The sequence below is a fragment of the Bradyrhizobium sp. USDA 372 genome (genome assembly GCF_053629095.1).
Genome location: NZ_JBRJHR010000001.1, coordinates 3744043 through 3768764 on the forward strand (window position 1 = coordinate 3744043; position 24722 = coordinate 3768764).

General features: G+C 65.2%; 21 protein-coding genes. 4 read left to right on the forward strand and 17 right to left on the reverse strand.

Annotated elements, in window-relative coordinates; translation table 11 throughout:
• Positions 1–30: 30 nt before the first annotated feature.
• The 5 genes from AB7M16_RS17735 to AB7M16_RS17755 form a co-directional block, all read right to left on the reverse strand.
• Positions 31–846, reverse strand: coding sequence for an N-acetylmuramoyl-L-alanine amidase (locus AB7M16_RS17735; protein ID WP_453944666.1), 816 nt, complete (start codon positions 844–846; stop codon positions 31–33).
• A gap of 207 nt (positions 847–1053) precedes the next feature.
• Positions 1054–1950 (reverse strand): TauD/TfdA dioxygenase family protein, encoded by an 897-nt coding sequence (locus AB7M16_RS17740; RefSeq protein ID WP_260381322.1) that lies wholly within the window; start codon positions 1948–1950, stop codon positions 1054–1056.
• A gap of 260 nt (positions 1951–2210) precedes the next feature.
• Positions 2211–3494, reverse strand: a complete 1284-nt coding sequence (gene ispG / locus AB7M16_RS17745; protein ID WP_453944667.1) for a flavodoxin-dependent (E)-4-hydroxy-3-methylbut-2-enyl-diphosphate synthase — start codon at positions 3492–3494, stop codon at positions 2211–2213.
• A gap of 13 nt (positions 3495–3507) precedes the next feature.
• Entirely contained in the window at positions 3508–4461 is a 954-nt protein-coding gene (locus AB7M16_RS17750) for a DMT family transporter (RefSeq protein WP_212255827.1), read from the reverse strand.
• Positions 4462–4497: 36 nt separating this feature from the next.
• Complete coding sequence (locus tag AB7M16_RS17755) at positions 4498–4992, reverse strand: Fur family transcriptional regulator (protein WP_172788902.1); 495 nt, start codon at positions 4990–4992, stop codon at positions 4498–4500.
• Between the two features lie 155 nt (positions 4993–5147).
• On the opposite strand from AB7M16_RS17755, the gene AB7M16_RS17760 reads away from it, so the two are divergent.
• Genes AB7M16_RS17760 through AB7M16_RS17770 form a run of 3 tightly spaced genes read left to right on the forward strand, consistent with a single transcriptional unit; the run spans position 5148 to position 8371 of the window.
• The gene (locus AB7M16_RS17760; RefSeq protein ID WP_172788903.1) at positions 5148–5630 is read left to right on the forward strand and encodes a MarR family winged helix-turn-helix transcriptional regulator; all 483 of its coding nucleotides are present in this window, start codon (positions 5148–5150) and stop codon (positions 5628–5630) included.
• Positions 5623–6798 (forward strand): HlyD family secretion protein, encoded by a 1176-nt coding sequence (locus tag AB7M16_RS17765; RefSeq protein WP_453944668.1) that lies wholly within the window; start codon positions 5623–5625, stop codon positions 6796–6798. The genes AB7M16_RS17760 and AB7M16_RS17765 overlap by 8 nt, the downstream gene beginning before the upstream one ends.
• A 16-nt stretch (positions 6799–6814) precedes the next feature.
• On the forward strand, positions 6815–8371 hold the full coding sequence (locus AB7M16_RS17770) for an MDR family MFS transporter (RefSeq protein ID WP_453944669.1): 1557 nt from the start codon (positions 6815–6817) through the stop codon (positions 8369–8371).
• 171 nt (positions 8372–8542) lie between these two features.
• Here AB7M16_RS17770 and AB7M16_RS17775 read toward each other — a convergent pair whose 3' ends face one another.
• The 6 genes from AB7M16_RS17775 to pcaF form a co-directional block, all read right to left on the reverse strand.
• On the reverse strand, positions 8543–9604 hold the full coding sequence (locus AB7M16_RS17775; RefSeq protein ID WP_453944670.1) for a phosphotransferase: 1062 nt from the start codon (positions 9602–9604) through the stop codon (positions 8543–8545).
• A 67-nt stretch (positions 9605–9671) separates the two neighbouring features.
• Positions 9672–11360, reverse strand: coding sequence for a methyl-accepting chemotaxis protein (locus tag AB7M16_RS17780; protein WP_212255822.1), 1689 nt, complete (start codon positions 11358–11360; stop codon positions 9672–9674).
• Positions 11361–11602: 242 nt separating this feature from the next.
• Entirely contained in the window at positions 11603–12205 is a 603-nt protein-coding gene (pcaG, locus tag AB7M16_RS17785) for a protocatechuate 3,4-dioxygenase subunit alpha (protein WP_212255821.1), read from the reverse strand.
• Between the two features lies 1 nt (position 12206).
• On the reverse strand, positions 12207–12908 hold the full coding sequence (gene pcaH, locus AB7M16_RS17790) for a protocatechuate 3,4-dioxygenase subunit beta (RefSeq protein ID WP_172788909.1): 702 nt from the start codon (positions 12906–12908) through the stop codon (positions 12207–12209).
• A gap of 124 nt (positions 12909–13032) precedes the next feature.
• Positions 13033–13926 carry a dioxygenase family protein gene (locus tag AB7M16_RS17795; RefSeq protein WP_212255817.1) on the reverse strand — a complete coding sequence of 298 codons (894 nt, stop codon included), beginning with the start codon at positions 13924–13926 and terminating at the stop codon, positions 13033–13035.
• 208 nt (positions 13927–14134) lie between these two features.
• Positions 14135–15343, reverse strand: coding sequence for a 3-oxoadipyl-CoA thiolase (gene pcaF / locus AB7M16_RS17800; protein WP_453944671.1), 1209 nt, complete (start codon positions 15341–15343; stop codon positions 14135–14137).
• Between the two features lie 339 nt (positions 15344–15682).
• Here pcaF and mutS point away from each other — a divergent pair, with 339 nt between their 5' ends.
• Positions 15683–18421: a DNA mismatch repair protein MutS gene (gene mutS / locus AB7M16_RS17805; RefSeq protein WP_453944672.1), complete on the forward strand. Its 2739-nt coding sequence runs from the start codon at positions 15683–15685 to the stop codon at positions 18419–18421.
• A 103-nt stretch (positions 18422–18524) separates the two neighbouring features.
• Here mutS and AB7M16_RS17810 read toward each other — a convergent pair whose 3' ends face one another.
• From AB7M16_RS17810 to AB7M16_RS17835, 6 genes are all read right to left on the reverse strand, one after another.
• Positions 18525–20201, reverse strand: a complete 1677-nt coding sequence (locus AB7M16_RS17810; RefSeq protein ID WP_172787903.1) for a methyl-accepting chemotaxis protein — start codon at positions 20199–20201, stop codon at positions 18525–18527.
• A gap of 253 nt (positions 20202–20454) precedes the next feature.
• Positions 20455–21255: a hypothetical protein gene (locus AB7M16_RS17815; protein ID WP_453944673.1), complete on the reverse strand. Its 801-nt coding sequence runs from the start codon at positions 21253–21255 to the stop codon at positions 20455–20457.
• A gap of 127 nt (positions 21256–21382) precedes the next feature.
• Entirely contained in the window at positions 21383–21892 is a 510-nt protein-coding gene (locus tag AB7M16_RS17820) for an OsmC family protein (protein WP_453944674.1), read from the reverse strand.
• 55 nt (positions 21893–21947) lie between these two features.
• Positions 21948–22733: an ABC transporter ATP-binding protein gene (locus AB7M16_RS17825; RefSeq protein ID WP_172787906.1), complete on the reverse strand. Its 786-nt coding sequence runs from the start codon at positions 22731–22733 to the stop codon at positions 21948–21950.
• Positions 22734–22737: 4 nt separating this feature from the next.
• Positions 22738–23583: an ABC transporter permease gene (locus tag AB7M16_RS17830; RefSeq protein WP_453944675.1), complete on the reverse strand. Its 846-nt coding sequence runs from the start codon at positions 23581–23583 to the stop codon at positions 22738–22740.
• Between the two features lie 133 nt (positions 23584–23716).
• Positions 23717–24688 carry an aliphatic sulfonate ABC transporter substrate-binding protein gene (locus tag AB7M16_RS17835; RefSeq protein ID WP_453944676.1) on the reverse strand — a complete coding sequence of 324 codons (972 nt, stop codon included), beginning with the start codon at positions 24686–24688 and terminating at the stop codon, positions 23717–23719.
• Positions 24689–24722 lie beyond the last annotated feature (34 nt).

The window sequence follows — 24722 nt, forward strand, 5'->3', positions numbered from 1 at the left end:
CGCAATGACGGGCTGAAGCACCTGAGCAAACTACCGTCTCTCGCAAAACTCCCTCATCGCAGCGGCAACGGCGCCCGCGACGGCCTCCTGCCGCTCCGGCGAATTCATCTCCATTTCCTCGTCGCGATTGATGATCGAGCCGGCCTCGAGCAGCACGGCGGCGCTCCGCGTGCGCGACAGCACGACGAGCCCGTCATAGCGGTAGACCCCGACATCCTTGTCGAGCAGCTGGCGCCGGTACCGGCCCATCACCGGCAGGCTGTATTGGCTGGCATAGTGCAGGCCCTGCTCCTTCAGCTGCTTGCCGATCATGCGGGCCAGCATCAGGCTGGTGGCAAAGTGCGGATTCTGCTGCGACACGAACAGCGAGTGGCCCGAAAACCGATCGCTGAAATAGCTCCTTGCGCCGTCGAACTCCCAGGTCTCGAGCAGCCTGTCCGGCACCGAATCATGATGGACCGACAGGAACAGATCGGCGCGGCCTTCGTTCGCAGCACCGACGCGCTTGAACAGGCTCGGCCGTGCCTTGCCATCCGTGACGAGCAGGCGGGTTGCGGCAAAGCCATCGGATCTGAGCTTGGCCGCGATGAGCCGTGCAAGGCGGAAGTTGAAGCCGAACTCCGGATCATTGCGGGCGCTCAACGCACCGTAGGAGTCCGGCGTGTGGCCGACGTCCACGACGATCCGGAATTTGGGCGTCTCACATTTGGCTGGTGCGGACGACGGCTTCGGCCTGGGTCTTGCAATCTTTCGCGCGGTCGCGGCGTCGCCGGCATCGACAAGGGCGAGCGACGACAGCAGGATCGACGCGACCAGCCCGGCGATGATGCTCCGCAATTGCCCCAAGCGCTGCTCCGCTGCCGTGATCCGCGGGCGATCAACGAGCCCACGATTGTTTTCGGGAAGATTGGCGCGGGAGTGGAAAGACGTCAACGCAAGAACGGCTTCGTAGGGTGGGCAAAGGCGCGCTCTTCGCGCGCCGTGCCCACCATCGTGTTGCGTGCGGCCGAGATGGTGGGCACGCTTCGCTTTGCCCACCCTACGGCACCGTTCCTACACCGGCCGCTCTCCCTTCACCGTCACGCGCGTGCCGGAGCGTGTGTGCGGCCAGTAGTCCCACATCGCGCGGTGCTGGGTGCAGCGGTTGTCCCAGAAGGCGATGGCGTTCTCGGTCCAGCGGAAGCGGCACTGGAACAGCGGGTTTTCGGCGTGCTGGTAGAGATAGGCCAGCATCGCGTCGCTCTCGTCGCGCGGGATGCCGTTGATGTGGCGGGTGAAGCCGCGGTTGACGTAAAGCGCTTTCCTGCCGGTGACCGGATGCGTGCGCACGACGGGATGCTCGGCGTGCGGATAGGAGGGACGGTCGGCGACGCCATAATTGGCATAGAGCCCGCGATAGATCGGCTCGCCATCGTGCAGCGCCGTCAAGCCGTCGAGATAGGTCTTCATGCGCTCCGACAGCGCCTCATAGGCCGCGTACATGTTGGCGAACAGCGTGTCGCCGCCGCGCGGCGGGCATTGCTTGATGTAGAGGATCGAGCCCATCGGCGGCTCGAGATCGCAGGAGACGTCGGAGTGCCAGCCCTCGCCGTTCGCCCGCGGCGAGTTCTTGTCCGCATAGATCTTCATCAAGGCGGGGTCTTCGTCCTCGTGCGGAGCTGCGGGATGGAAATGCAGCTCGCCGAACTTGCGGCCGAACGCGAGATGCTGCTGCGGCGTGATGTGCTGGTCGCGGAAGAAGATGACGAGGTTTTCGGCGAGCGCGCGGTGGATCTCGTCCATCTGTTGATTGGAACGGGCATCGTCCGAGACGAGCTTGCCGATATCGACGCCCGAGATTTCCGCGCCGATGATGGGTGTGAGCTTTTCGACGGCGATGGTCTCGTAGGGCGCGCCGTCTTCGGCCATGTGGCGATAGCGCGGCCCCTGCTTGCCGGCGAGTGAGCTCATGGCGTGTCTCCCGATCATCTTGATTGAAGACATCGTAACGCGCGGTGACAGATACGCAATCTGCACCGCAAATGCAGCCGTCGTCCCGGGGCGCGCGGAGCGCGAGCCCGGGACCCATAACCACAGGATTTGGTTTGGCGAAAATTCGTACCAACTATCTCGCGCCATAACCACTCCCTGTGGTTATGGGTCCCCGCCCCCGTGCGCAATTGCGCACTAGGCGGGGACGACAGCGAGTATGCGGCGCCAGCGGAGTAAAACTACTCCGGCGCGGGCGCCGGCACCTTGGCGCCCTGGCCGTAGCGCTGGTCGATGTAGTCGATCACCAGCGCCTTGAAGTCGGCGGAGATGGTCGGGCCGCGCAGCGTGCGGAACTTCTTGCCGTCGACGAAGACGGGCGCGGCCGGCGCTTCGCCGGTGCCCGGCAGCGAGATGCCGATATTGGCGTGCTTGGATTCGCCGGGGCCGTTGACGATGCAGCCCATCACCGCGACGTTGAGCTCCTCGACACCAGGGTATTTCGTCTTCCAGGTCGGCATCTCGTCGCGGATGAAATCCTGGATCGAACGGGCCAGCTCCTGGAACGTGGTCGAGGTGGTGCGGCCGCAGCCGGGGCAGGCTGCAACCAGCGGCACGAAGGTGCGGAAGCCCATGGTCTGCAAGAGTTCCTGGCCAACCTGCACCTCGCGGGTGCGGTCGCCGCCGGGCTCGGGCGTCAGCGAGATGCGGATGGTGTCGCCGATGCCCTGCTGCAGCAGGATGCCGAGCGCGGCCGAGGACGCCACGATGCCCTTCGAGCCCATGCCGGCTTCGGTGAGACCGAGATGGATGGCGTAGTCCGAACGCGCCGCAAGATCCTGGTAGACCGCGATCAGATCCTGCACCGCCGAGACCTTCGCGGAGAGGATGATGCGGTCCTTCGGCATGCCGAGCTCTTCGGCGCGCGCGGCCGAGAGCAGCGCCGACTGCACCATGGCCTCGCGCGTCACCGCGCGCACGTCGCGCGGGTTGGGCGAGGCCGCATTCTCGTCCATCAGCTTGGTCAAAAGCTCCTGGTCGAGCGAGCCCCAATTGGCACCGATGCGCACCGGCTTGTTGTTTTTGTTCGCGATCTCGATGATGTCGGCGAACTGGGTGTCGCGCTTGTCCTTGAAGCCGACATTGCCGGGATTGATGCGGTATTTGGCCAGCGCCTCGGCACAGGCCGGATAGGCCGCGAGCAGCTTGTGGCCGATATAATGGAAGTCACCGATCAGGGGCGTCGTGATGCCGCGCTTGGCGAGGCCGTCGCGGATGTGCGGAACGGCGGCCGCGGCCTCCTCGCGGTCCACGGTAATGCGGACCATTTCGGAGCCGGCGCGCGCCAGCGCTGCGACCTGGGCGATGGTGCCGTCGATATCGGCGGTGTCGGTGTTGGTCATCGACTGCACGACGATCGGCGCACCGCCGCCGACGGCGACGTTGCCGACCTTGACCTGGGTGGTCCGATGCCGGGGCGCCGGGCCCGCAATGTCTGAATCGAGAGGGTTTTCGAGCTTGTTCATGGCGGTCCAAATATCAGGTTTTGGTGACGTTCAGCAATGCATCGCGCGGCGCCGCAGCTGATGAGCTGGGACGGTTAACCAGAAAAAGCCCAGCAATTACAAGGACCGCTGCGGCCCCGAATGTCAGGCTGAGGGTGTCGTGCATGATGAAATAGCTACCCACCACGCCAAACAAAGGGGTGATGAAGGTAAAAGCGGACAATTTGCTGGCCGAATAGGCCTTCACCAGCGCGAACCAAAGCGTGAACGTGGTTCCCACCACCCAGATCGCCTGGAACGCCATCAGGCCGAGCGAGAGCGGCGACGGAGTGTGCGTGATGGATTCGCCGAACAGCCAGGCCGCCAGCCCCAGGATCGGGATCGAGGTCGCGACCTGATAGCCCAGCGCCTTCTCGGGCGCGGCGAAGCGCAGCCGCGTGCCCTTGGCAACCAGCGTCGTCGCGGCCCACAGTGCGGCGCCGCCGACGATCATGAGGTCGCCGAGCAGAACATGCGAATCGACATTGGGCTGGGGCACGCCGATGGCAAACGCCACGCCGGCAAAGCTGATGGCAAGGCCCAGCCATTGCGAGCCGCCGAGACGCTCGCCGAGCACCTGGTAGGAGCCGAGCGCAACGAAGAACGGCGCCGTGTAGAGGAACACCACCGCGCGCGAAGCGTAGGTGAGACGCAGCCCCTGGAAGATCAGCACGAATTCGATACCGAACATCAGCCCGGCGATCAGACCCGGCTTCCAGGTGCCGTCACGTTCGAAGAAATTGACGCCACGAAAGGTGCCGATGAGGAACAGCACCGGCAGCGCGCCCATCGAGCGGATGGTGGCCTGGAGCATGGGCGGAATGTCCGGCAGCACCAGCTTCACCGCGATCTGGTTGAATCCCCAGGTCAGGCACAGCATGAGCATCAGGGCGATGGCGCCGGCACTGAGAGGACGGCCGGCGGACGGTATGGCTTGAGGTGCGGACATTTCTTCCCAAAAATCCGGCTTTGCGCCGTTGTTGCTTCAAGACATTTTCTGACAATGCGTGCAGACGCCCGTGATCTCCACCACAGACAGCTTTGGTGCGAAGCCTGAGCTGCGCGCGGCGGCGTTGAGGTCCTTGGCGAAGGACGCCGAGGAGATCTCACCGACCAGGCCGCAGCGCTCGCAGATCAGGAACGCCACCGCCGAGGTCGAATCGTGATCGTGGGCGGCGCAGGCAAGATAGGCGTTGCGGCTCTCGATGCGGTGCACGAGGCCGTTGGCCATCAGGAAATCGAGCGCGCGATAGACCGTGATCGGCGCCGGCCGCGCCATGGACTTGGCGAGCTCGTCGATGATCTCGTAGGCCCCGAGCGGGCGGTGACTGGCGAGCAAAGCACCCAGTACCTGACGGCGGATCGGCGTGAATTTCTGCGCGCGCTGCTCGCAGACCACCTCGGCATGCGCGAGCGCGTCCGCAGTGCAGCGGCCGTGATCATGGTCAGGCGCGGGGAATGCCGGCTTTGCGAGGCTCATGTACCCGTCTTCTAGCATTTTGGCGGGGGAACCCAAAGCACGACGAGCCGCCCGGCTGTCAGCCATGCTCCTCCCGCGGGACAGCATCGCGCCACCCTGCCCTGAAATAATCATAAGCTTGCTTATTATATTCAAGCTTATTGGAGACGAAGCTCATGTCCCGCGGGTCGGTCGACCAGAATTTCCTGTTCACGCTCGGTGAGCTCTACCGCCTCTTGCGCGTATATGCCGACAAGGAGGCGTCGCGCTTCGGCATCACCCGGGCGCAATGGGCGGTGCTGGCCAAGGTGGAGCGCAGCGAGGGCATGAAGCAGTCGGAGCTCGCCGAGCTCATGGAGATGCAGCCGATCACGCTGACGCGGCTGATCGACAAGCTCTGCGACAACGACTGGATCGAGCGCCGCAGCGACGCTTCGGACCGCCGGGTCAAGCGCCTGTACCTCAAGAAGGCCGGGCGGCAGTTGCTCGGCCGCATGAGCGGCCTGAAGTCGGAGCTGACGGCAAACGCGCTCGACGGCATCAATCCGGCGGATGCGCACCGCCTCCTCACCCAGCTCGAAACCATCAAGGAAAACGTGCGAACCGCGATCCAGACATCCGGCGCGGAGCAAGCACGCAAGGAGCAGCGCTATGGCTGATCAGGTCATCAAGTTCCAGCCCGAGCAGAAGAGCGACAGCGGCAAGCCGAGCAAGAAGGCCGGCACCGATCCGCGCCGCCGCGTGCTGGCGGGCCTGCGCCGCTATCGCCGTTTCCTGCTCCTGGTCGTGTTGCCGGTCATCGTCGCCATCGGCGGCGTCACCTTCTATCTGCACGGGGGCCGCTATGTCGGCACCGACGATGCCTATGTCGGCGCGCAGAAGGTGCTGGTGACGCCCGACATCTCCGGCAAGATCCTGAAAGTCGTCGTGAAAGAAGGTCAGGTCGTCAAGCAGGGCGACGAGCTGTTCGAGATCGACCCGGTTCCGTTCCGCCTCGCGGTGGATGAAGCCAAGGCACAACTCGCCCAGGCAGGCTCGACCTACGACAACCTCGTTGCCAACATCAAGATCTACGGCGACATGCTGGGCCTCGCCCAGCAGGGCGTCGAGCTGAAGCAGCGCGACGTCGAGCGCAAGCAGGCGCTGGTGAAGAACAATTTCGGCTCGCAGCTCGATCTCGACAACGCCGCCAACGCGCTGGTGACGGCCGGCGCACAGACGCAGTTCGTCAAGCAGCAGCTGTCCAACGCCAGGACGCAATTGCTCGGCAACCCCGATCTGCCGCTCGAGCAGTTTCCTCCCTATGTGCAGGCCAAGGCCAAGCTCGACGACGCTCAGCGCAATCTCGACCATACCGTGCTGCGCGCGCCGATGGGCGGCGTGGCGACGCAGGTCGAGCAGATCCAGCTCGGCCGTTACGTCGCCGCGGGCACGCCGGTGTTCTCCATCATCGACGTCGCCCATCCCTGGGTCGACGCCAATCCGAAGGAGAGCGACCTCACCTATGTCACCGAAGGCCAGGCGGTCACGCTCGAGGTCGACGCGTTCCCGAACCATGTCTTCAAGGGCAAGATCGGCTCGCTCTCGCCCGGCACCGGCGCGCAATTCGCAATCCTGCCGCCGCAAAATGCCACCGGCAATTTCGTCAAGGTGGTGCAGCGCGTGCCGATTCGCATCTATTTCGACGAGACCGACAAATATGTGCGGAAGCTGAAAGCCGGCATGAGCGTCTACGCCACCATCGACACCGGCCATCAGCGCTCGCTCGCCGGCCTGCTCGGCCTGTCGGCGACAGCGGGCCAAGACAAAGAACAAGACAAAGAATAAGACAAGGACTGGCGCGATGTCCGGCCCCAATGCCAGCCTGATGGTCCCCGGCCTGCGCCGGAACATGGTGACGATCTGCGCCATGACCGCGACCATCATGCAGGCGCTGGACACCACCATCGCCAACGTCGCTTTGCCCTACATGCAGGGCACGCTGTCGGCCTCGCAGGATCAGATCAACTGGGTACTGACCTCCTACATCGTCGCCGCCGCGATCATGACGGCGCCGGTGGGGTGGATCGCCAACCGCTTCGGCCGCAAGCGCATCTTCATCATCTGCTCGGCCGGGTTCACGATGGCATCGGCGCTGTGCGGCCTCGCGCAGGACATCAACCAGATGGTGCTGTTCCGCCTGCTGCAAGGCGTGTTCGGCGCCGCCCTGGTGCCGCTGTCGCAATCGGTCATGCTCGACTATTACACGCTCCAGGAGCGCGCCAAGGCGATGTCGATCTGGGGCATGGGCGTGATGATGGGCCCGATCATGGGCCCCTCGCTCGGGGCCTGGCTGACCGAGACCTATTCCTGGCACTGGGTCTTCTTCGTCAATCTGCCGTTCGGCGCCATCACCGTGCTCGGGCTGATCGTCTTCATGGACGAGACCGAGAAGAATCTCAGCCTCAAATTCGACTGGTTCGGTTTCGCCGCGCTTGCGGTGGCGATCGGCGCGCTGCAGCTCGCTCTCGACCGCGGCGAGCAATTGGGCTGGCTGGAATCGAACGAGATCGTCGCGGAGTTCATCGTCTCGGCCGTCGCGTTCTACTTCTTCCTCGCGCACTCCTTCACGACCTCGACCCCGTTCATCCGCTTCGCCCTGTTCCGGGACCGCAACTTCGTCACCGGCTGCCTGTTCATGATCGTGATGGGGCTCGTGCTGTTCTCGACCATGGCGCTGGCCTCGCCCTACATGCAGAACGTGATCGGCTATCCCATCATCACCGCCGGCCTCTTGCTGGCGAGCCGCGGCATCGGCACGTTCTTCGCCATGATGCTGGTCGGCCGCATGATGCGCTACTTCGAGGCGCGCACGCTGATCATCTCCGGCCTGACGCTGACGGCGGGCTCGCTGTTCCAGATGACAGGCTGGACCGATCTGACCCAGGTGCCGGAGATCGTCACCGTCAGCGTCATCCAGGGTTTTGGCTTCGGTCTCGTCTTCGTGCCGCTCTCGACCGTGGCGTTCCTGACGTTGTCGAACGAGCTGCGCACCGACGGCACCGCGATGTTGACCCTGATGCGCAACGTCGCGAGCTCGGTCGGCATTTCCGTCGTCATTGCCGAGCTGACGCAGGGCACGCGGCGGACCTATGCGATCCTCTCCGAGCACGTCAACCCGTTCAACCACGCACTGCAGATGCCAGGCGTCAGCGGCCTGATCAATCTCTCCACCGACGCCGGCCGCGCCATGGCCGACCGGATGGTCAGCGTGCAGGCGCAGATCATCGCCTTCGCACACGACTACCAGCTGGTGATGCTCTTCGTCCTCTGCACCATCCCGCTCGCTCTGCTGATCGGCTCGACCAAGGCCACGCTGCGCAAGCAGGCGGCGGGGCCGGAACATGCGGTGATGGAGTAGCGGGAGTCTCGTGCCCCGGACGCCGTCAGCGCGTTTACGCGCGTCTTTGACGCGCTATGGCAGCGCTTCTTCAGCGGGGTGCTGCTGAGCCGGAGCCCATGCCGCGGCATGCTGGGTCCCGGTTCTGCGTCGCAGCGTTACACGCTGCACCGCGCCCGGGACAAGAAGCCGCTACAACAACTCCTCGCAGCCCAGATCATCTACGGCCGCGAACACCCGCTCCAGATTGTTCCACCAGATCAGCGGCGGGATGTTGATGCTCCACTGCCAGATCGGCTTGGTGATGTGCCAGAGCACCGACCGTCGATAATCCTGGTCGAGCGCGCCGCGCGTATAGCCGGCGACGCCGCGCGCGATCAGGGTTTCGTGGTATTGGTTGAGGAGTGAACGTTCGAGAGCCTGGCGACGCTCGGGATACCATTGCGTCGCCATCATGTAAGCGAGGTCGCCAGTCGGCACATTGATGCGCCACTGATCGAAGTCGAAAATGCGCACGCTGTCGTTCACACCGGTGCGTGGCAGCAAGAAATTCCAGATATGAGCATCGCCGTGAGCAATGGTGACGTGGCGGCGAGAATGATAGCGCTCGAACAGGCGATCTGACTGCTCGATGAACCGGCGATAGAGAATGCGCCGCTCTTCGCTCAGACGATCGCCAAGGAGATCGGCGAAACGATCATAATGACCGGCGAACGTCTCCATCAGCTTTGCGGAGTCCTCGGCACTCATCCAGTCACCGACGGTCTCACCGAGATCGGGATGATCCCACCAGGCCGCGTGCCACCCCGCGAGTGTCGTGACGATCGCCATTGCTTGAGGTCGCGCCGGCGGCAGCGGCCACTGGGTCGCGACTTCGTGACTATCCGTCAGATCCTCGAGCAGGAGATGCCAGCTTTGGCCCTCCTCGTCGAAACGCCCGTCGAAGCAACGCGGCACCAGCCCCGACGGCATGTTCGGTGCGAGCTTCGAGTAGAAGGCCACCTCGTGCCGACCGCCATGCGCGAGCGTCTTGGCAAAATTGGCATGAGGCGTTTTGAGAATCAGGCTCTGCGGCGAACCGGCGGACTCCCCGACGTAGCGCAGACCAAGCCGGGTGATATGCGACACCAGGGTGTCGCGTTCATCCAGCACCTTGACCTCGCGCACGGCGCCGGCGTCCAGCGCACCCGCCTTGCGCAGCGCAGCCGTCAGGTAGCTGGGCTCAGTGACCGCAGCCAGTTGTGGAGATGTCATGCAGCGCCCCCCGGTGCCGCGCCATACTGCACGATGACCCGCCCGGGCACCAGCGGCTCGCGCCGACTCAGGCTGCCGCGGTCGAGTCGCGCACGGTCCGCACGACGACCGAGCGCAGCTGCTCGAGATTGGCCGCCATCCCGGCGATCGCCTGCCTCACATCCGCGGCGCGCGCGTTGACGGAGGCGGCATCGCGGCTGACGTCGCCGATCTTGGCCGAGACCTCCTTCGCCGCGGAGGCCGATTCGGAAATCGACCGCGTGATCTCCCGGGTCGCGGCATCCTGCTCTTCCATCGCGGCGGCGACCGAGGTCGCCACGCCGTCGATCTCGATGATGTGGCCTCCCATGGCCTCGACGGCGTCGACCGCGGCCTGGGTCGAGGCCTGGATCTCGGCAATCAGCCGCCCGATCTCCTCGGTCGACTTGGCGGTCTGGTCGGACAGGGACTTCACCTCGGCCGCAACCACCGCGAAGCCGCGGCCGGCCTCGCCGGCGCGCGCCGCCTCGATCGTCGCGTTGAGCGCGAGCAGGTTGGTCTGGCCCGCAATGCCGCCGATGAGGTCGGACACCTCCGCGATCTTCTTCACCGATCCGGCCAGCGCCTGAATGGTCGAACGCGCCTGCTCGCGGCCGGCGACCGCCGATTTGGTGACGCTGCTGGTCCGCGCCACCTGGCCCGCGATCTCGCGGATCGAGGCGCTCAATTCTTCGGCCGCAGCCGAGACGGCTTGCGAGCTGCCGAGCGCCTGCGTCGAGGCCGCCGCGACCGCCTGCGACTGCGCCGACAGCGACTTTGCGATCTCCGACAGGCCAGAGGCGGCCTGCTCCACGCCCTGCGTCGCCGCAGTCGCGGTATCGACCGAGCGTCCGGTCTCGCGCTCGACCGTCTCCGCCATCTGGTGCAGGGCGGAGCGCTTGGCGAGCGCCGCCGCCTGCTCCTGCCGCAATTGCTCCTCGCGCAGACGGGAATTCTCGACCGCCGCCTGCTTGAACACCACAAGTGCGCCCGCCATCGAGCCGACCTCGTCCTGGCGCTGCGCGAACGGAATGTCGGCGTCGAGATCGCCGGTCGCGAGCTTCTGCATCGTGTCCGTCATGCGCACGATCGGGCGCACCACGCCGAGGGCAACACCCAGCAGGCCGGCGGTAACGAAGGCGAGGACGGCAACGGAGACGCCGAGTAGGATATAGAGCATCGCGCTGTCGCGGTCCGCGGCCAGCTTCTCCATGGCTGCATTCTGCTTGTTCGCACTGTCGACAATGCTGTCGATGACCGCGCGGTGCGCGGTATAGGCGTCCTTGAGCTGCCCATAGGCGCGCTCGGAGGCCGCAATGTCCTTGGCCTTGAGCGCCGGCAGGAGCTGATCCGACGCCTTCCAGAATTTCTGCACCTCCGCATCGGATTTCGACACCAGCGCGGTCTTGAGGTCGGCCGAGAGGCTGGAGGAGACCCAGAACGCCTTGCGCTCGTCGTATTCCTTGCGGAGCTGGACCAGGCGCTCGCCATGGGCGGCTAGCTGATCCGGCTCGCGCATGGCCAGCGTCGCCTCGAGATAGGCTTCGATGACATATTCGGGCGGCGGCAGGATGTCGGCGATGAGGTCGTTGCCGAGCTTGATGTCGGAATAGAGCGGACCGCCGACCTTGAGCTCTTTCAGGGCGTACAGGCTGGTCGAAACAATGGCGGCAAAACCAACGGCGAGAACGACGCCAAACGCGACGATCGCAGAGGACAAGGACAGACGAAATTTCATGAAACAATCCAGGTCAGCGTCGAAACTGCTGCCACCCTAGACGACTACGGTAAATACGGGATTGATTCGCGCGGGAATTGTATTTCGCGAGCCCCGCATAAATACGGGAATTGACAGTCAACTCATCGGTATTGAGTCAGCGAGGCTGACGCACAAACGCGCAGAACAACGTTTGAGTTCGATCGGTGCGCTGAATGAGATGTGCGTGCCGGGAGAGCAATCTTCCCCGGCACGCCTTGCCGTCACACGTCGAAGAACACCGTCTCGTTGTCGCCCTGCAGCTGCAGGTCGAGCCGGTAGACCGGCTTGCCGGCCTCGCGGATCGCAGTGAGCGTGGCCCGGCGGTCCGCCGGCACCAGCGCCAGCACGGGATCGGCGGCGTTGCCGGCCTCGTCGCTGAAATAGATGCGGGTGTAGAGATGCCTGAGCATGCCGCGGCCAAACACCGCAAGCAGGATGTGCGGCGCCTGCGGCTTGCCAGCGGGATCGGGCACGACACCCGGCTTGATGGTCTCGAAGGAATAGTTGCCGTCCTTGTCGGTGCCGCAGCGGGCAAAGCCGCGGAAACTCGCATTCGGCAGCGCGCGCTTGTCCTGGGGATCGGCGAAGCGGCCCTGCGCATCCGCCTGCCAGATCTCCAGCATGCAATCCGGCACGGCAACGCCATCACCGTCGAAGACACGGCCCTCGATGCGAACGCGGTCGCCGGTGACATCGGGTGTCAGCGTCGAGTTGGTGAATGCGTCGTTCCACGCGTACTCGCCGGTCGGCGTCAGTCCGTATTTAAAGAACGGACCGACGGTCTGGGATGGGGTGATCCCGTCGGGCTTCACAGAATCCTGCACGTTAGTGGTTCTCCATGGGCGTGGCGTTCTTGCCGCGCAGCACGATGTCAAAGCGGTAGCACAACGCCCATTCGGGCTGGGTGTTCTCGAGGTCGAACGAGGAAACCATCCGCGCCCGCGCCTTCTCGTCCGGCACCGAGTTGAAGATCGGATCGAACGGAAACAGCGGATCGGCCGGGAAGTACATCTGCGTCACCAGCCGCGTGACGAAGGAATGGCCGAACACCGAGAGATGGATATGCGCGGGACGCCAGGCATTGTGGTGATTGCCCCAGGGATAGGCGCCGGGCTTGATGGTGACGAAGCGATAATAGCCGGACGCATCGCTCACGGTGCGACCCGCGCCGGTGAAATTCGGATCCAGCGGCGCCGGATGCTGATCGCGGACATGGACATAGCGGCCGCAGGAATTGGCCTGCCAGATCTCGACGAGCGAGTTCGGCACGCCGCGGCCGTCCTCGTCGCGCACATGGCCATGCACGATGATGCGCTCGCCGAGCGGCTCGCCCGCGTGCTGACGGGTGAGATCGTTGTCGCCCTCGCGCACGGTCTCGTGGCCGTAGACCGGTCCGGTCAGCTCCGACAGCGTATGGGGCATCGGGATCAAGGGCTTGTTCGGCGCACGCTTGATCGAGCTTTTGTAGTCGGGCGACAGCGGCAGCGGATGCGCCGCGTTGCTGCCGGTGGGATAGATGAATGTCATTGGCGAACTCCTCCCCAGCCATTTTAGGTCCGGCCGGTCAACGCTTCTGCCAATCATTATAGGATATAACTAATTTGGGAAAGCCGGTTTAGCGGCGTTCCCGCGCATGGCAGCCGGCCGCTCCCTACCTGATCGGCGCACGCGGAAGCACGGCCTGTCCGGCCTCGAGCCGGTAGGTATGGTCGAGCGAATACCAGGGCACGGAGGCGTCCTTCGCGGTCGGATGCGGCGTATCGTGGCGCACGAATTTGCCGATCAGAGCCTGTGTCACACCGAACTGCACGTCGCTGTCGATATGAGGGTCGCTCGGATCATACACCTGCGAGATCAGCACCTTGAATCCTGGCTTGAAGATCAGGGCGTGCAGATGCGCGGGACGATAGGGGTGGCGGCCCTGCGCCTCGAGCAGGCGGCCGACGACACCATCGGTCGGAATGGGATAGCCGACCATCATCACCGAGCGGAAGGAAAAGCGCCCGTCGGAATCGGACATGAACTTGCCGCGCAGGTTCATGTCGGCCTGCTCGGGGTCCTGGTTCTCGTAGAGGCCGACCGGCGAGGCGTGCCAGACATCGATCTCGGCACCCGCGACGGGCCGGCCGTCCCTGTCGACGACGCGGCCGCTGACGAACAGCGTGGCCCCCGGCGTTTCCGAGCGCACGATCGATCCGCCATTCTCGACCCGGGGCGAATTCAACCGCCAGAACGGCCCGAGCAATGATTGATCGGTCTCCGTATTGCCCTGATCGCCGTTGTTGAGCAGGCACACCAGCGAGGAGACGCCGAGCGACCCCGCCATCAGCACGACTTCGTTATGCGTGTCGGTGGTCAGCTTGCCGAGCTCGGCCACGATCGCCGTGGCATCGCGGAACTCCTTCTCGGTCAGGCGAACGTCGCGCACGAAGGCGTGCAAATGCTTGACCAGGGAGACCATGATCTCGCGCAGCCGCGGATCGGATGTCCGCTCCATCACCGCCAGTGCCGCGGCCGTGACGTCCTTCTCGCGCTCAATGATCATAGCCACCTCCCACCCATCCGGTCGTTCCGGGCGCGAGTGAAAGGAGCGGCCCCGGAATCTTCACCTCTCCCCGCCTGCGGGGAGAGGTCGGATCGCCCTTGCGATCCGGGTGAGGGGGTACAGGTCCCACGGTCATCTCATCCGCGGAGAGAGGCCCCTCACCCCAACCCTCTCCCCGTAAGAACGGGGAGAGGGAGAAGATAGAGTCCTAATTCACCTTTTCGATCGCAACCGCGACGCCCTGGCCGACGCCGACGCACATGGTGGCGAGCGCCAGCTTGCCGCCGCGCTTCTCCATGCCGTGCACGGCGGTGAGCGCGAGACGGGCACCGCTCATGCCGAGCGGATGGCCGAGCGCGATGGCGCCGCCATGCGGATTGACGAAATCGGCGTCATCGGCGACGCCGAGCTGGCGCATGCAGGCGATGCCCTGCGAGGCGAAAGCTTCGTTCAGCTCGATCAGGTCGAAATCGCTGATCTTCTTGCCGAGGCGTTCCATCAGCTTGCGGGTCGCCGGCACCGGGCCGATGCCCATGATCCGCGGCGGCACGCCGGCCGAGGCGAGCCCGAGGATGCGCGCTCGCGGCGTGAGGCCGTGCTTCTTCACCGCGGCTTCCGAGGCCAGGATCATGGCGGCGGCGCCGTCATTGACGCCGGAGGCATTGCCGGCCGTGACGGTGCCCGGATTGCGCACGATCGGCTTCAGCTTGGCCAGACCTTCCAGCGTGGTCTCGGGACGCGGATGCTCGTCCTTGTCGACCGTAACAGGACCGGCCTTGCCGCCAGGAATCGTGATGGGCGTGATTTCTTCTGCGAAATAACCCGCCGCGATCGCTGCGCCCGCACGCTGCTGCGAGCGAATGGCGAAGGCGTCCTGGTCGGCGCGCGAGACCTGGAACTCCTCGGCGACGTTCTCGCCGGTCTCGGGCATCGCATCGACGCCGTACTGTGCCTTCAGCAGTGGATTGATGAAGCGCCAGCCGATGGTGGTGTCGAAGATCTCGGCCGAGCGCGAGAAGGCCTCCTGCGCCTTGCCCATTACGAAGGGCGCGCGGGTCATCGACTCGACGCCGCCGGCAATCGCAAGCTCGATCTCGCCGGAACGGATGGCGCGGCCCGCGGCACCGACCGCATCGAGGCCCGAGGCGCAAAGCCGGTTCAAGGTCTGGCCGGGAACCGAATCCGGTAGGCCTGCGAGCAACAGCGCCATGCGCGCGACGTTGCGATTGTCCTCGCCGGCCTGGTTGGCGCAACCGAAGAAGACCTCGTCCACCTGTGCCCAGTCGAGCTTGGGGTGTTTTGCCATCAGCGCCTTGATCGGGGCGGCGGCGAGATCGTCGGCGCGCACCTTGGCGAGCGAGCCGCCGAAACGGCCGATCGGGGTCCGCACGGCATCACAGATAAAGACGTCACGCATCGTTGTTCTCCCTGAATGCCGCGATCCGGCCAAATTCTTCAATGTCGGCGGAGTTTTAGGAGCGCGCCTGCGGCAGGTCAATTGACGGTTTCGCGGGTGGCATATTCGAGCGATGTCATGAAACTCAGCCGTCATTCCGGGGCGCGACGAAGTCGCGAGCCCGGAATCCATAACCACGAGCCGGGGTTATGGATTCCGGGCCTGCGCCTATCGGCGCATCCCGGAATGACGACCGAGAGTGTGGCGCACACATCCCGCCATGCGGACAGCGTGGAAAACCCGCCCTCCCCAGCCAAACCGATAGGACGCTCAGGCGAAATTTTGTAGGTTGCGCCGCCCATGACCATGCAACAACCGATACCCGTTCCGCCGCCCGACGACACGCCCACGCCGCAGGCCGAGGCTGCCGCGCGCGTCACGCCGATGATGGAGCAGTATCTGGAGATCAAAGCAGCGCATCAGGGCTTGCTGCTGTTCTACCGGATGGGCGACTTCTACGAATTGTTCTTCGAGGACGCCGAGATCGCTTCAAAGACGCTCGGCATCGTCTTGACCAAGCGCGGCAAGCACCAGGGCGCGGATATCCCGATGTGCGGCGTGCCGGTCGAGCGCGCCGAGGATTACCTGCATCGTCTCATCAGCGCCGGGCATCGGGTTGCGGTGTGCGAGCAGACCGAGGATCCCGCGGCGGCGAAAGCGCGCGGCAACAAGAGCGTGGTGCGCCGCGGCGTGGTGCGGCTGGTCACGCCGGGCACACTGACCGAAGACACGCTGCTGGATGCGCGTGCCAACAATTACCTGCTGGCGATCGCGCGCGCCCGCTCGTCCGCCGGCGGCGACCGCTTCGGCCTCGCCTGGATCGACATCTCGACGGCCGAATTCACGGTCACCGAGGTCTCGGGCGGCGAGCTCGCCGCGACCCTGGCGCGCATCAACCCGAACGAGGCGATCGTCACCGACGCGCTCTATAGCGACAACGAGCTCGGCCAGACCTTGCGCGAGCTGCCGGCGGTGACGCCGCTGACCCGCGACGTCTTCGACGGCGCCACTGCCGAGAAGCGGCTGTGCGACTACTTTGCGGTCGCGACCATGGACGGGCTCGCGCAGCTGACGCGCCTGGAGGCCACCGCCGCGGCCGCTGCCGTTACCTATGTCGACCGCACCCAGGTCGGCAAGCATCCGCCGCTGTCGCCGCCGGCGCGCGAGGCCTCGGGCGCGACCATGGCGATCGACCCGGCCACGCGCGCCAATCTCGAGCTGACGCGGACGCTCGCCGGCGAACGCCGCGGCTCGTTGCTCGACGCGATCGACTGCACCGTGACCTCGGCGGGCTCCCGCCTGCTGGCGCAGCGCCTGGCCGCGCCGCTGACCGATGCGCCGGCGATCGCGCGGCGGCTAGATGGGGTCAGCGCCTTCGTGGCCGATTCCGCCGCGCGCGAGGACATCCGCAGCATTTTGCGCGGCGCGCTCGATATGTCGCGCGCTCTGGCTCGGCTCTCGGTCGGCCGCGGCGGGCCGCGCGACCTCGCCGGCATCCGCGACGGCATCATCGCCGCCGACCAGGTGTTGACGCGGCTCTCCGAGCTGGATCAACCGCCGCAGGAAATCGCGGCAGTGATGGCGGCGCTGCAGCGGCCGTCGCGCGAGCTTGCTGCCGAGTTCGCCAGCGCGCTCGACGAGCAGCTGCCGCTGATCAAGCGCGACGGCGGCTTCGTGCGCCAGGGCTACGAACCCGCGCTGGACGAAGCGCGAAACCTGCGCGACGCCTCGCGTCTCGTGGTCGCCTCGATGCAGGCGCGCTACGCCGACGCGACCTCCGTGAAGGGCCTCAAGATCCGGCACAACAACGTGCTCGGCTATTTCGTCGAGGTCACCGCCCAGCACGGCGACAAGCTGATGTCGCCCCCGCTGAACGCGACCTTCATCCACCGCCAGACGCTGGCAGGACAGGTCCGCTTCACCACTGCCGAGCTCGGCGAGATCGAAGCCAAGATCGCCAATGCCGGCGATCGCGCGCTGGGCCTCGAGCTCGAAATCTTCGAGCGGCTCTGCGCCAAGGCGCTGGAGATCAGCGACGATCTGCGCGCCGCGGCACAAGGCTTTGCGCTGCTCGATGTCGCAACCTCGCTGGCAAAGCTCGCGATCGACGAGAACTATGTGCGGCCCGAGGTCGACGGCTCCCTCGCCTTCGCAATCGAAGCCGGCCGCCATCCCGTGGTCGAGCAGGCCTTGAAGCGCAACGGCGAGCCGTTCATCGCCAATGCCTGCGATCTCTCACCTAGCCCCGCCCAAAAATCCGGCCAGCTCTGGCTGCTCACCGGTCCCAACATGGCGGGTAAATCGACCTTCCTGCGCCAGAACGCGCTGATTGCCTTGATGGCGCAGATCGGCAGCTTCGTGCCGGCCACGCGTGCGCGGATCGGCATCGTCGACCGCCTGTTCTCGCGCGTCGGCGCCGCCGACGATCTCGCCCGCGGCCGCTCCACCTTCATGGTGGAGATGGTCGAGACCGCGGCGATCCTGAACCAGGCCGGCGAGCGCTCGCTCGTCATCCTCGACGAGATCGGCCGCGGCACCGCGACCTTCGACGGCCTCTCCATCGCCTGGGCCGCGATCGAGCATCTGCACGAGAACAACCGCTGCCGCACATTGTTCGCGACGCACTATCACGAGCTGACTGCGCTCGCGGCCAAGCTGCCGCGCATGTTCAACGCCACGGTGCGGGTGAAGGAATGGCAGGGCAACGTCGTGTTCCTGCACGAGGTGCTGCCGGGCTCGGCCGACCGCTCCTACGGCATCCAGGTGGCGAAGCTCGCCGGCCTGCCGCCGGCGGTGATCACGCGCGCCAAATCGGTGCTGTCCAAGCTGGAGGCGCAGGACCGCGGCCAGACCGCGCGAGCCTTGGTGGACGATCTGCCGCTGTTCGCGGTGCCCTCACGCGCCGCCACTGAAGCCGCGCCGCCGAGCGACGCGGAGCTGCTGATGGAGGCGGTAAAGGCGCTGCACCCGGACGAGATGTCGCCGCGCGAGGCGCTGGATGCGCTGTATGCGTTGAAGGCCAAGCTGCCGAAGCAGTGATGGCCTGTAGGGTGGGTTAGCGAAGCGTAACCCACCATCTTCTTTTCCGAGGAGATAGAAGAGGTGGGTTACGCCTTCGGCTAACCCACCCTACGACGCCCGCCTACCCCCGCGCCGCGATCGCCGCGGCTTCCGCGGCCGCGCGCTGCATGCTGGTCGACATCTCGTTGGTCACCGTGCTCTGCTCCTCGACGGCCGCGGCGGTCGAGGTGACGTATTCGCTGACGTTGTTGATCGCCTGCTTGATCGAGCCGAGTGCGCTAACGACGTCACCCGAGATGCCGTTGAGGCTGCCGATTTCCTGGCCGATCTTGTCAGTGGCCTGCTTGGCCTGGTTGGCAAGGCTCTTCACTTCGGACGCCACCACGGCAAAGCCGCGGCCGGCTTCACCGGCGCGGGCGGATTCGATCGTGGCATTCAGCGCGAGCAGATTGATCTGGCCGGTGATGCTGTTGATCATCTCGACGATGCCGCTCATCGCTTGCGCGGCTTCGGTGAGGCGCTGGGCCTGGGCATCGGCCGCGGCGACCTGGTCGACGGCGCTCATCGCGGTCTCGCGCGACTTGGTCATGGCCTCGGAGATCTCCCGCACCGAAGCGTTGAGCTCCTCCGAGCCGGCGGCGACCGATTCCATCATGCCGCGAACGCGCTCGTTGCCCATGCGGACCAGCACCTGCTTGGTGGTGTCGGTGGCATATTTCACGACCTTGACCGGCTTGCCGTTGAGATCGAAGATCGGGTTGTAGGAGGCTTGGATGTAGACTTCCTTGCCGCCCTTGCCGATGCGCTTGTATTCCCCGGCTTGGTATTGACCGCGACCAAGCGCAGCCCAGAATTCCCGATAGGCGGCGCCGTCGCGCTCACTGGGCTCGACGAACATGCTGTGATGCTTGCCCTTGATCTCGGCCAGCGAATAGCCGAGTGCGCCCAGGAAGTTGGCATTGGCCGTGATGACCGTGCCGTCCATGTTGAACTCGATCACGGCCTGCGCCTTGTCGATCGCCGCGATCTGACCTGCGATATCGGCGGTCTTCAGCTTCTCGGCAGTGACGTCAGTTGCGAACTTGACGACGCCATACGGCTTGCCGCTCTCGTCGAGCAGCGGATTGTAGGAAGCGAGGATCCAGACCTCGCGGCCGCCCTTGCCGATACGCTTGAACTCGCCGGCCTGGTATTCGCCGCGGTTGAGCTTGGCCCAGAATTCGCGATAGGCAGCGCCGTTGCGGTCAGCCTCGGCCACGAACAAGCTGTGATGCTTGCCCTGGATCTCGGCGAGCGAATAGCCGAGTGCCTTGCAGAAATTCTCGTTGGCGGTGACGATGGTACCGTCGAGCTTGAACTCGATGACGGCCTGGGCACGGCTGCTGGCGGCGATCTTCGAGGCGTCCGTCATGCTCCGGATCTTCTTCTCGGTGATGTCGGTCGCGATCTTGGCGACCATCACCGCCTTGCCGTCGCCGTCGAGCACCGGATTGTAGGATGCTTCGATCCAGACCTCGTGGCCGTCCTTCGCGATTCGCTTGAACTCGCGCGCCTGATACTCGCCGCGGTTCAGTGCGGCCCAGAACGCCTTGTACTCGGCGCTGTCGCGCTGGTCGGCCGGCACGAACATCGAGTGATGCTTGCCCTGGATCTCCTCGAGCCGGTAGCCGAGGGCGTCGAGAAAATTCTTGTTGGCCGTGACGATCGTGCCATCAAGTTTGAATTCGATCATCGCCTGCGAGCGACCAATGGCATCGAGCCGCGCCTGTGCGTCACTGTGGGACTTACGGCCGAACATTCAAGTATCTCCTCGATGAGAAATCATTAGGCATGGCGCGCACAGCGCCGCGCTTGCGCTCGAAGTTTTCGGCTCGTGGTTTGCGACTTTCGTACTGATGGAACTCTAGCCCGTTATCGAACGAGGTCGTCTCGACAGCTGACGAGCGAGCGTAGGGTCAAGACACAAAGATTAAATTAACGACGTTATCGGAAACGCGCAGTCGAACACCGCAGAACTACCGGCTGAACACCGCAAAGGTCCCGTACCAAGCTTACGTTTCGATGCGCAGCCTTCTGCGTCCACGCCACCACAGCGTCAGATTCCAGGCCACGCAGGTCCCGAGTGCGACGCACAAGCCGACTGCGGAACCGAACCACACGACTGCAACGTGCAGGACGGCGATGGCCATGCCAAATCCGAGCAGGCCCCAGGCGGAGTTGGCGAGCACGGCGGCGGTCGGCGGTCCGCCGATGCGCGGATGCAGGATCACCATCATGCTGGAGAACACCACGGGGAAGAGTGCGATGATGCCGCTGATGCGCGGTCCGACCCAGCTCGAAGTCGACACCACGATGGCGACAAGGGTCGCAACCAGCGCAGCGCGCATCGGCACGTCGTACCAGCGGCGCATCACCAGCGGCATCTTCACATGGCGATAGCGCGCGAGCAGTGGAATGCAGATGCCGAATGCGATCAGATTGGCGGCAAGCCCGGCCGTGAGCGTCCAGTCGAAATGGCGGATGATCGAGGCCATCCCGATCCACACCGCGAAAGCGCTTCCGCAACTCACCACGAGAGTGTGCCGCTGCGACAGCGCAACGTAAGTGAGGCACATGAAGATCGTCGCCGCATTGACCGGCAGGCTCGCCAGCGCGCCCTGCGCGATGAAAGCGGCGTCGTGGTCGATCGCAAGAAAGACGTAGGACGGCCCCGCCGACACCGGCAGGGTCGCGATCAGCGCGCCGATCACCGGCCCCGAGCGTTCGGTGATGATCGACGCCGTCACCACGAACGCCGCCGCGATCGCCATGCGCAGGAAGAGAAAGAGGAGGAAGTGGAGGTCGAGGGACATTTTTTTGTGCCGGGCAAGCGGCGCGCTGATCCGGACAGAAAGCGAAGTTATTCAGTCCGTCATTCCGGGGCGCGCGAAGCGGCGCGCCCCGGGACGACGCCAATTGGTGGGATGACGACCTGCGCCCTCACATCCGCTGCATCGACACCGAAACCTTCGGGCCGTTCTTGATGGTCTGGTAGACCACGCAATAGCGCTCGGTGAGCTTGAGCAAGAGATCGAGCTTGTCCTGCGGCGCTGACGTGTCGACCTCGAAGCGCAGGCGGATCTCGGCGAAGCCGACCGGCGTCTCCTTGTCGACGCCGAGCGTGCCGCGGAAGTCCAGATCGCCCTCGGCATAGACGTTGCCGGTCTTCAAGGGCACCTCGATTGCGGTCGCGACCGATTTCAGCGTGACGCCGGCACAGGCGACCAGGGCTTCGAGCAGCATGTCGCCGGAGCAGAGCTCGAGGCCGGAGCCGCCGGTGGCGGGATGCAGACCAGCCATCGCGATGGCGCGGCCGGTCTCGACCTTGCAGGCGATGCCTTCGCTGTCGGTGGAACCCTTGGCCGTCAGCGTGATGAGCGCGGCCTTGGGATCGGTCTTGTAGCGCTCCTTGATCGGGGCCTGCATCAGGCGCAGCTCTGCGGCGTCCATCTTGTTCTCTCCCGGGGTATGATGCCTGCCGATGTACCGGCTCGCGGCGAGATTGTCACCACCACATGGCCTGACCGGGACCCTGGGTTGCGTCGCGGTCGGGAACGTTGCGGTCGAGCGACCGGTCGAGTGACGTCAGCACACTGCGCTTGAAATTCTCGAACAGCGGCGAATTGCGGTCGCGCGGCCGACCGAGATTGATCTCGATCTGATCGAACAGCCGCCCCGGCCGCGGCCGCATCACCAGCACGCGATCGGCCAGCACCACGGCCTCGTCGACGTCATGCGTGACGAGGATCAAGGTCGGCCGCGTATCGGCCCAGAGGTCGAGCAGATGGTCCTGCAAATCCCTGCGGGTGAAGGCATCGAGCGCGGAAAACGGCTCGTCGAGCAGCAGCACCTCCGGCTGCGGCACCAGCGCGCGGGCGATCGCGACGCGCTGCGCCTGTCCGCCCGACAGCTCGCGCGGCCAGGCCTGCGCCTTGTCAGCGAGGCCGACGCGGGCGAGCGCACGCGCGACCATCTCGTGCCGCTCGGCCGCGGGCAGGCCGGCAAGGCCGAAGCCGATATTGTCGGCGACGCTGAGCCAGGGCAGCAGCCGCGGCTCCTGGAAGATGATGCCGATCTTGGCATGCGGCGAGCCGATCGCCTCGTCGTCGAGCGTCACCGTGCCGGAGCTGGCGCGATCGAGGCCGGCGATGGCGCGCAGCAATGTCGATTTGCCGCAGCCGGAGCCGCCGATAATGGCGATGATCTCGCCTTGCCTGATCTCGGCCGAGAAGCGCGCCAGCGCCTCGACGCCGTTGGGATAGGTCTTGCTGACCCGGTCGAGCGCCAGCATCGCCTCAAGCTCCCTTTGCCCGCCCGAAGGCGTCCTGCCAGCGCAGGAACGGTGCGGCGGCAAGCTCGATCAGCCAGTCGGTGAGCTTGCCGAGGATGGCGAAGATGACGATGGCGGCCAGGATCTGCGCGGGCTTGCCGAGCTGCTGGCCGTCGAGCAGGAGATAGCCGAGCCCTTCGGAGGCGCCGATCAATTCGGCTGCGACCACGAACATCCAGCCGAGGCCAAGACCGACGCGCAAGGACACGACATAGGCCGGCAGCACCGCCGGCAGCAGGATGCGGCGGATCATTGCGGGTCCCGACAGGCGAAAGGTGCGGCCGACCTCGACGATCTTGCGATCGACCGAGAGGATGGCGCCCATGACGCCGAGATAGACCGGGAAGAACACGCCGACCGCGATCAGCGCGATCTTCGAGGTCTCGAAGATGCCGAGCCAGAGGATGAACAGCGGTACCCAGGCGAGCGAGGGAATCGCGCGCAACGCCTGCACCGTCGGATCGAGCAGCCGGCGCGCCATCGACCAGTAACCGGAGATGGCACCTAACAGCGTGCCCGCGACCACGCCGAAGGCGAAGCCGAGCGAGACGCGCCACAGCGTCGCGCCGATGTGGCGGACCAGCTCGCCGGAACGGGCGAGCTCGGTAATGGTAGCAAACACGCGCGAAGGCGGGGGCACCAGGCGCCCGTTGGACCAGCCGAGCCACACCACGAGCTCCCAGCCCAACGCGAGCGTCAGCGGCAGCACCACTCCCAGCAGCGGCCGCGCGTAACGCGACAGCCGTGAGGGCACAGGCGCGCTCTCGGCTGTATCAGGGGTTTGCTGCAGGACTGGCGCGTCGGAGATCATGGCCGGTAGGAAGCGCGTCTGGTTGTGGAATGCAACAGGACTATCGCCGCGCCCTCGCCTGTCGTCCCGGGCTCGCTTCGCGCCCCGGGACGACGGCGGTCTCTATTGCGCGCGCTTGCCTCTTCCCTGCGAACTAATTCGTTGGCAGCGGAACCTGGTCGTCGATCAATGCATCCAGCGTCGCCTTGACGTCGACCTTGGCATCGACGACGCTGGCCTGCTGGAGCGCAAGGCCTGCGGCGAGGATCGACTCGCGCTGCGGCGCGCCGATGCGGCTGTGGGTGAGCTCGGTGCGCTCCTTGAGCTGCTTGTCGACCACGGCCTCGGGCAGCTTCGTCACCGCGATGAAGGTCTTCTTCAGCTCGTCGTAATTCGCCAGCGAATATTTGCGCGCCTCCTCGTAAACCGCGAGGACGCGGCGCGCGATGTCGGGATGATCCTTCAGGAACTGCTCGCGCACATTGAGGATGCCCCAGGTGTTGGCGTCGGCCTTGCGATAGAACAGCTTGGCGCCCTCCTCGACCTCGGCCTGCGCCATCATCGGATCGAGGCCGGCCCAGGCATCGACGTCGCCGCGGATCAGCGCGGTCTTGCCGTCGGCGTGCTGGAGCAGCACCGGCGTGATGTCCTTCTCGGTGAGGCCCGCACCGAGCAGTGCGCGCACCAGGAAGATGTGCGGGTCGGTGCCGCGCGTGACCGCAACGCGCTTGCCCTTGAGGTCGGCAACGCCGGCGATCTTGGACTCCTTGCCGGTCACCAGCGCGGTCCATTCCGGGCGCGAATAGACGTAGATCGACTTGATCGGGTTGCCGTTGATGCGGGCGACCAGCGCCGCCGAGCCCGCGGTCGAGCCGAAATCGATCGAGCCGGCGTTGAGGAATTCGAGCGCCTTGTTGGAGCCGGCCGACTGCACCCAGGTGACGGTGATACCGTCCTTGGCGAACTCCTTCTCCAGGAGCCCCTTCTGCTTCAGCACCAGCGACACCGGATTGTAGGTCGCCCAGTCGATGCGGATCTCCTTGAGCGGGTCCGCAGCCTTCGCCGCTTGGGTCAATGCGAGCGCCAAAGCTCCCGCCATAACAATAATTCGTGCAATCCCAGCCATGCTCAGCCTCCTGAAAACTTCATTGTTTTTCAAT

Excerpts from the sequence above, each read along its gene's own strand:
- AB7M16_RS17740 (WP_260381322.1), bottom strand. The coding sequence starts at position 1,950 with ATGAGCTCACTCGCCGGCAAGCAGGGGCCGCGCTATCGCCACATGGCC.
- ispG (WP_453944667.1), bottom strand. The coding sequence starts at position 3,494 with ATGAACAAGCTCGAAAACCCTCTCGATTCAGACATTGCGGGCCCGGCG.
- AB7M16_RS17750 (WP_212255827.1), bottom strand. The coding sequence starts at position 4,461 with ATGTCCGCACCTCAAGCCATACCGTCCGCCGGCCGTCCTCTCAGTGCC.
- AB7M16_RS17755 (WP_172788902.1), bottom strand. The coding sequence starts at position 4,992 with ATGAGCCTCGCAAAGCCGGCATTCCCCGCGCCTGACCATGATCACGGC.
- AB7M16_RS17760 (WP_172788903.1), top strand. The coding sequence starts at position 5,148 with ATGTCCCGCGGGTCGGTCGACCAGAATTTCCTGTTCACGCTCGGTGAG.
- AB7M16_RS17765 (WP_453944668.1), top strand. The coding sequence starts at position 5,623 with ATGGCTGATCAGGTCATCAAGTTCCAGCCCGAGCAGAAGAGCGACAGC.
- AB7M16_RS17770 (WP_453944669.1), top strand. The coding sequence starts at position 6,815 with ATGTCCGGCCCCAATGCCAGCCTGATGGTCCCCGGCCTGCGCCGGAAC.
- AB7M16_RS17775 (WP_453944670.1), bottom strand. The coding sequence starts at position 9,604 with ATGACATCTCCACAACTGGCTGCGGTCACTGAGCCCAGCTACCTGACG.
- AB7M16_RS17780 (WP_212255822.1), bottom strand. The coding sequence starts at position 11,360 with ATGAAATTTCGTCTGTCCTTGTCCTCTGCGATCGTCGCGTTTGGCGTC.
- pcaH (WP_172788909.1), bottom strand. The coding sequence starts at position 12,908 with ATGACATTCATCTATCCCACCGGCAGCAACGCGGCGCATCCGCTGCCG.
- AB7M16_RS17795 (WP_212255817.1), bottom strand. The coding sequence starts at position 13,926 with ATGATCATTGAGCGCGAGAAGGACGTCACGGCCGCGGCACTGGCGGTG.
- pcaF (WP_453944671.1), bottom strand. The coding sequence starts at position 15,343 with ATGCGTGACGTCTTTATCTGTGATGCCGTGCGGACCCCGATCGGCCGT.
- mutS (WP_453944672.1), top strand. The coding sequence starts at position 15,683 with ATGACCATGCAACAACCGATACCCGTTCCGCCGCCCGACGACACGCCC.
- AB7M16_RS17810 (WP_172787903.1), bottom strand. The coding sequence starts at position 20,201 with ATGTTCGGCCGTAAGTCCCACAGTGACGCACAGGCGCGGCTCGATGCC.
- AB7M16_RS17815 (WP_453944673.1), bottom strand. The coding sequence starts at position 21,255 with ATGTCCCTCGACCTCCACTTCCTCCTCTTTCTCTTCCTGCGCATGGCG.
- AB7M16_RS17820 (WP_453944674.1), bottom strand. The coding sequence starts at position 21,892 with ATGGACGCCGCAGAGCTGCGCCTGATGCAGGCCCCGATCAAGGAGCGC.
- AB7M16_RS17825 (WP_172787906.1), bottom strand. The coding sequence starts at position 22,733 with ATGCTGGCGCTCGACCGGGTCAGCAAGACCTATCCCAACGGCGTCGAG.
- AB7M16_RS17830 (WP_453944675.1), bottom strand. The coding sequence starts at position 23,583 with ATGATCTCCGACGCGCCAGTCCTGCAGCAAACCCCTGATACAGCCGAG.
- AB7M16_RS17835 (WP_453944676.1), bottom strand. The coding sequence starts at position 24,688 with ATGGCTGGGATTGCACGAATTATTGTTATGGCGGGAGCTTTGGCGCTC.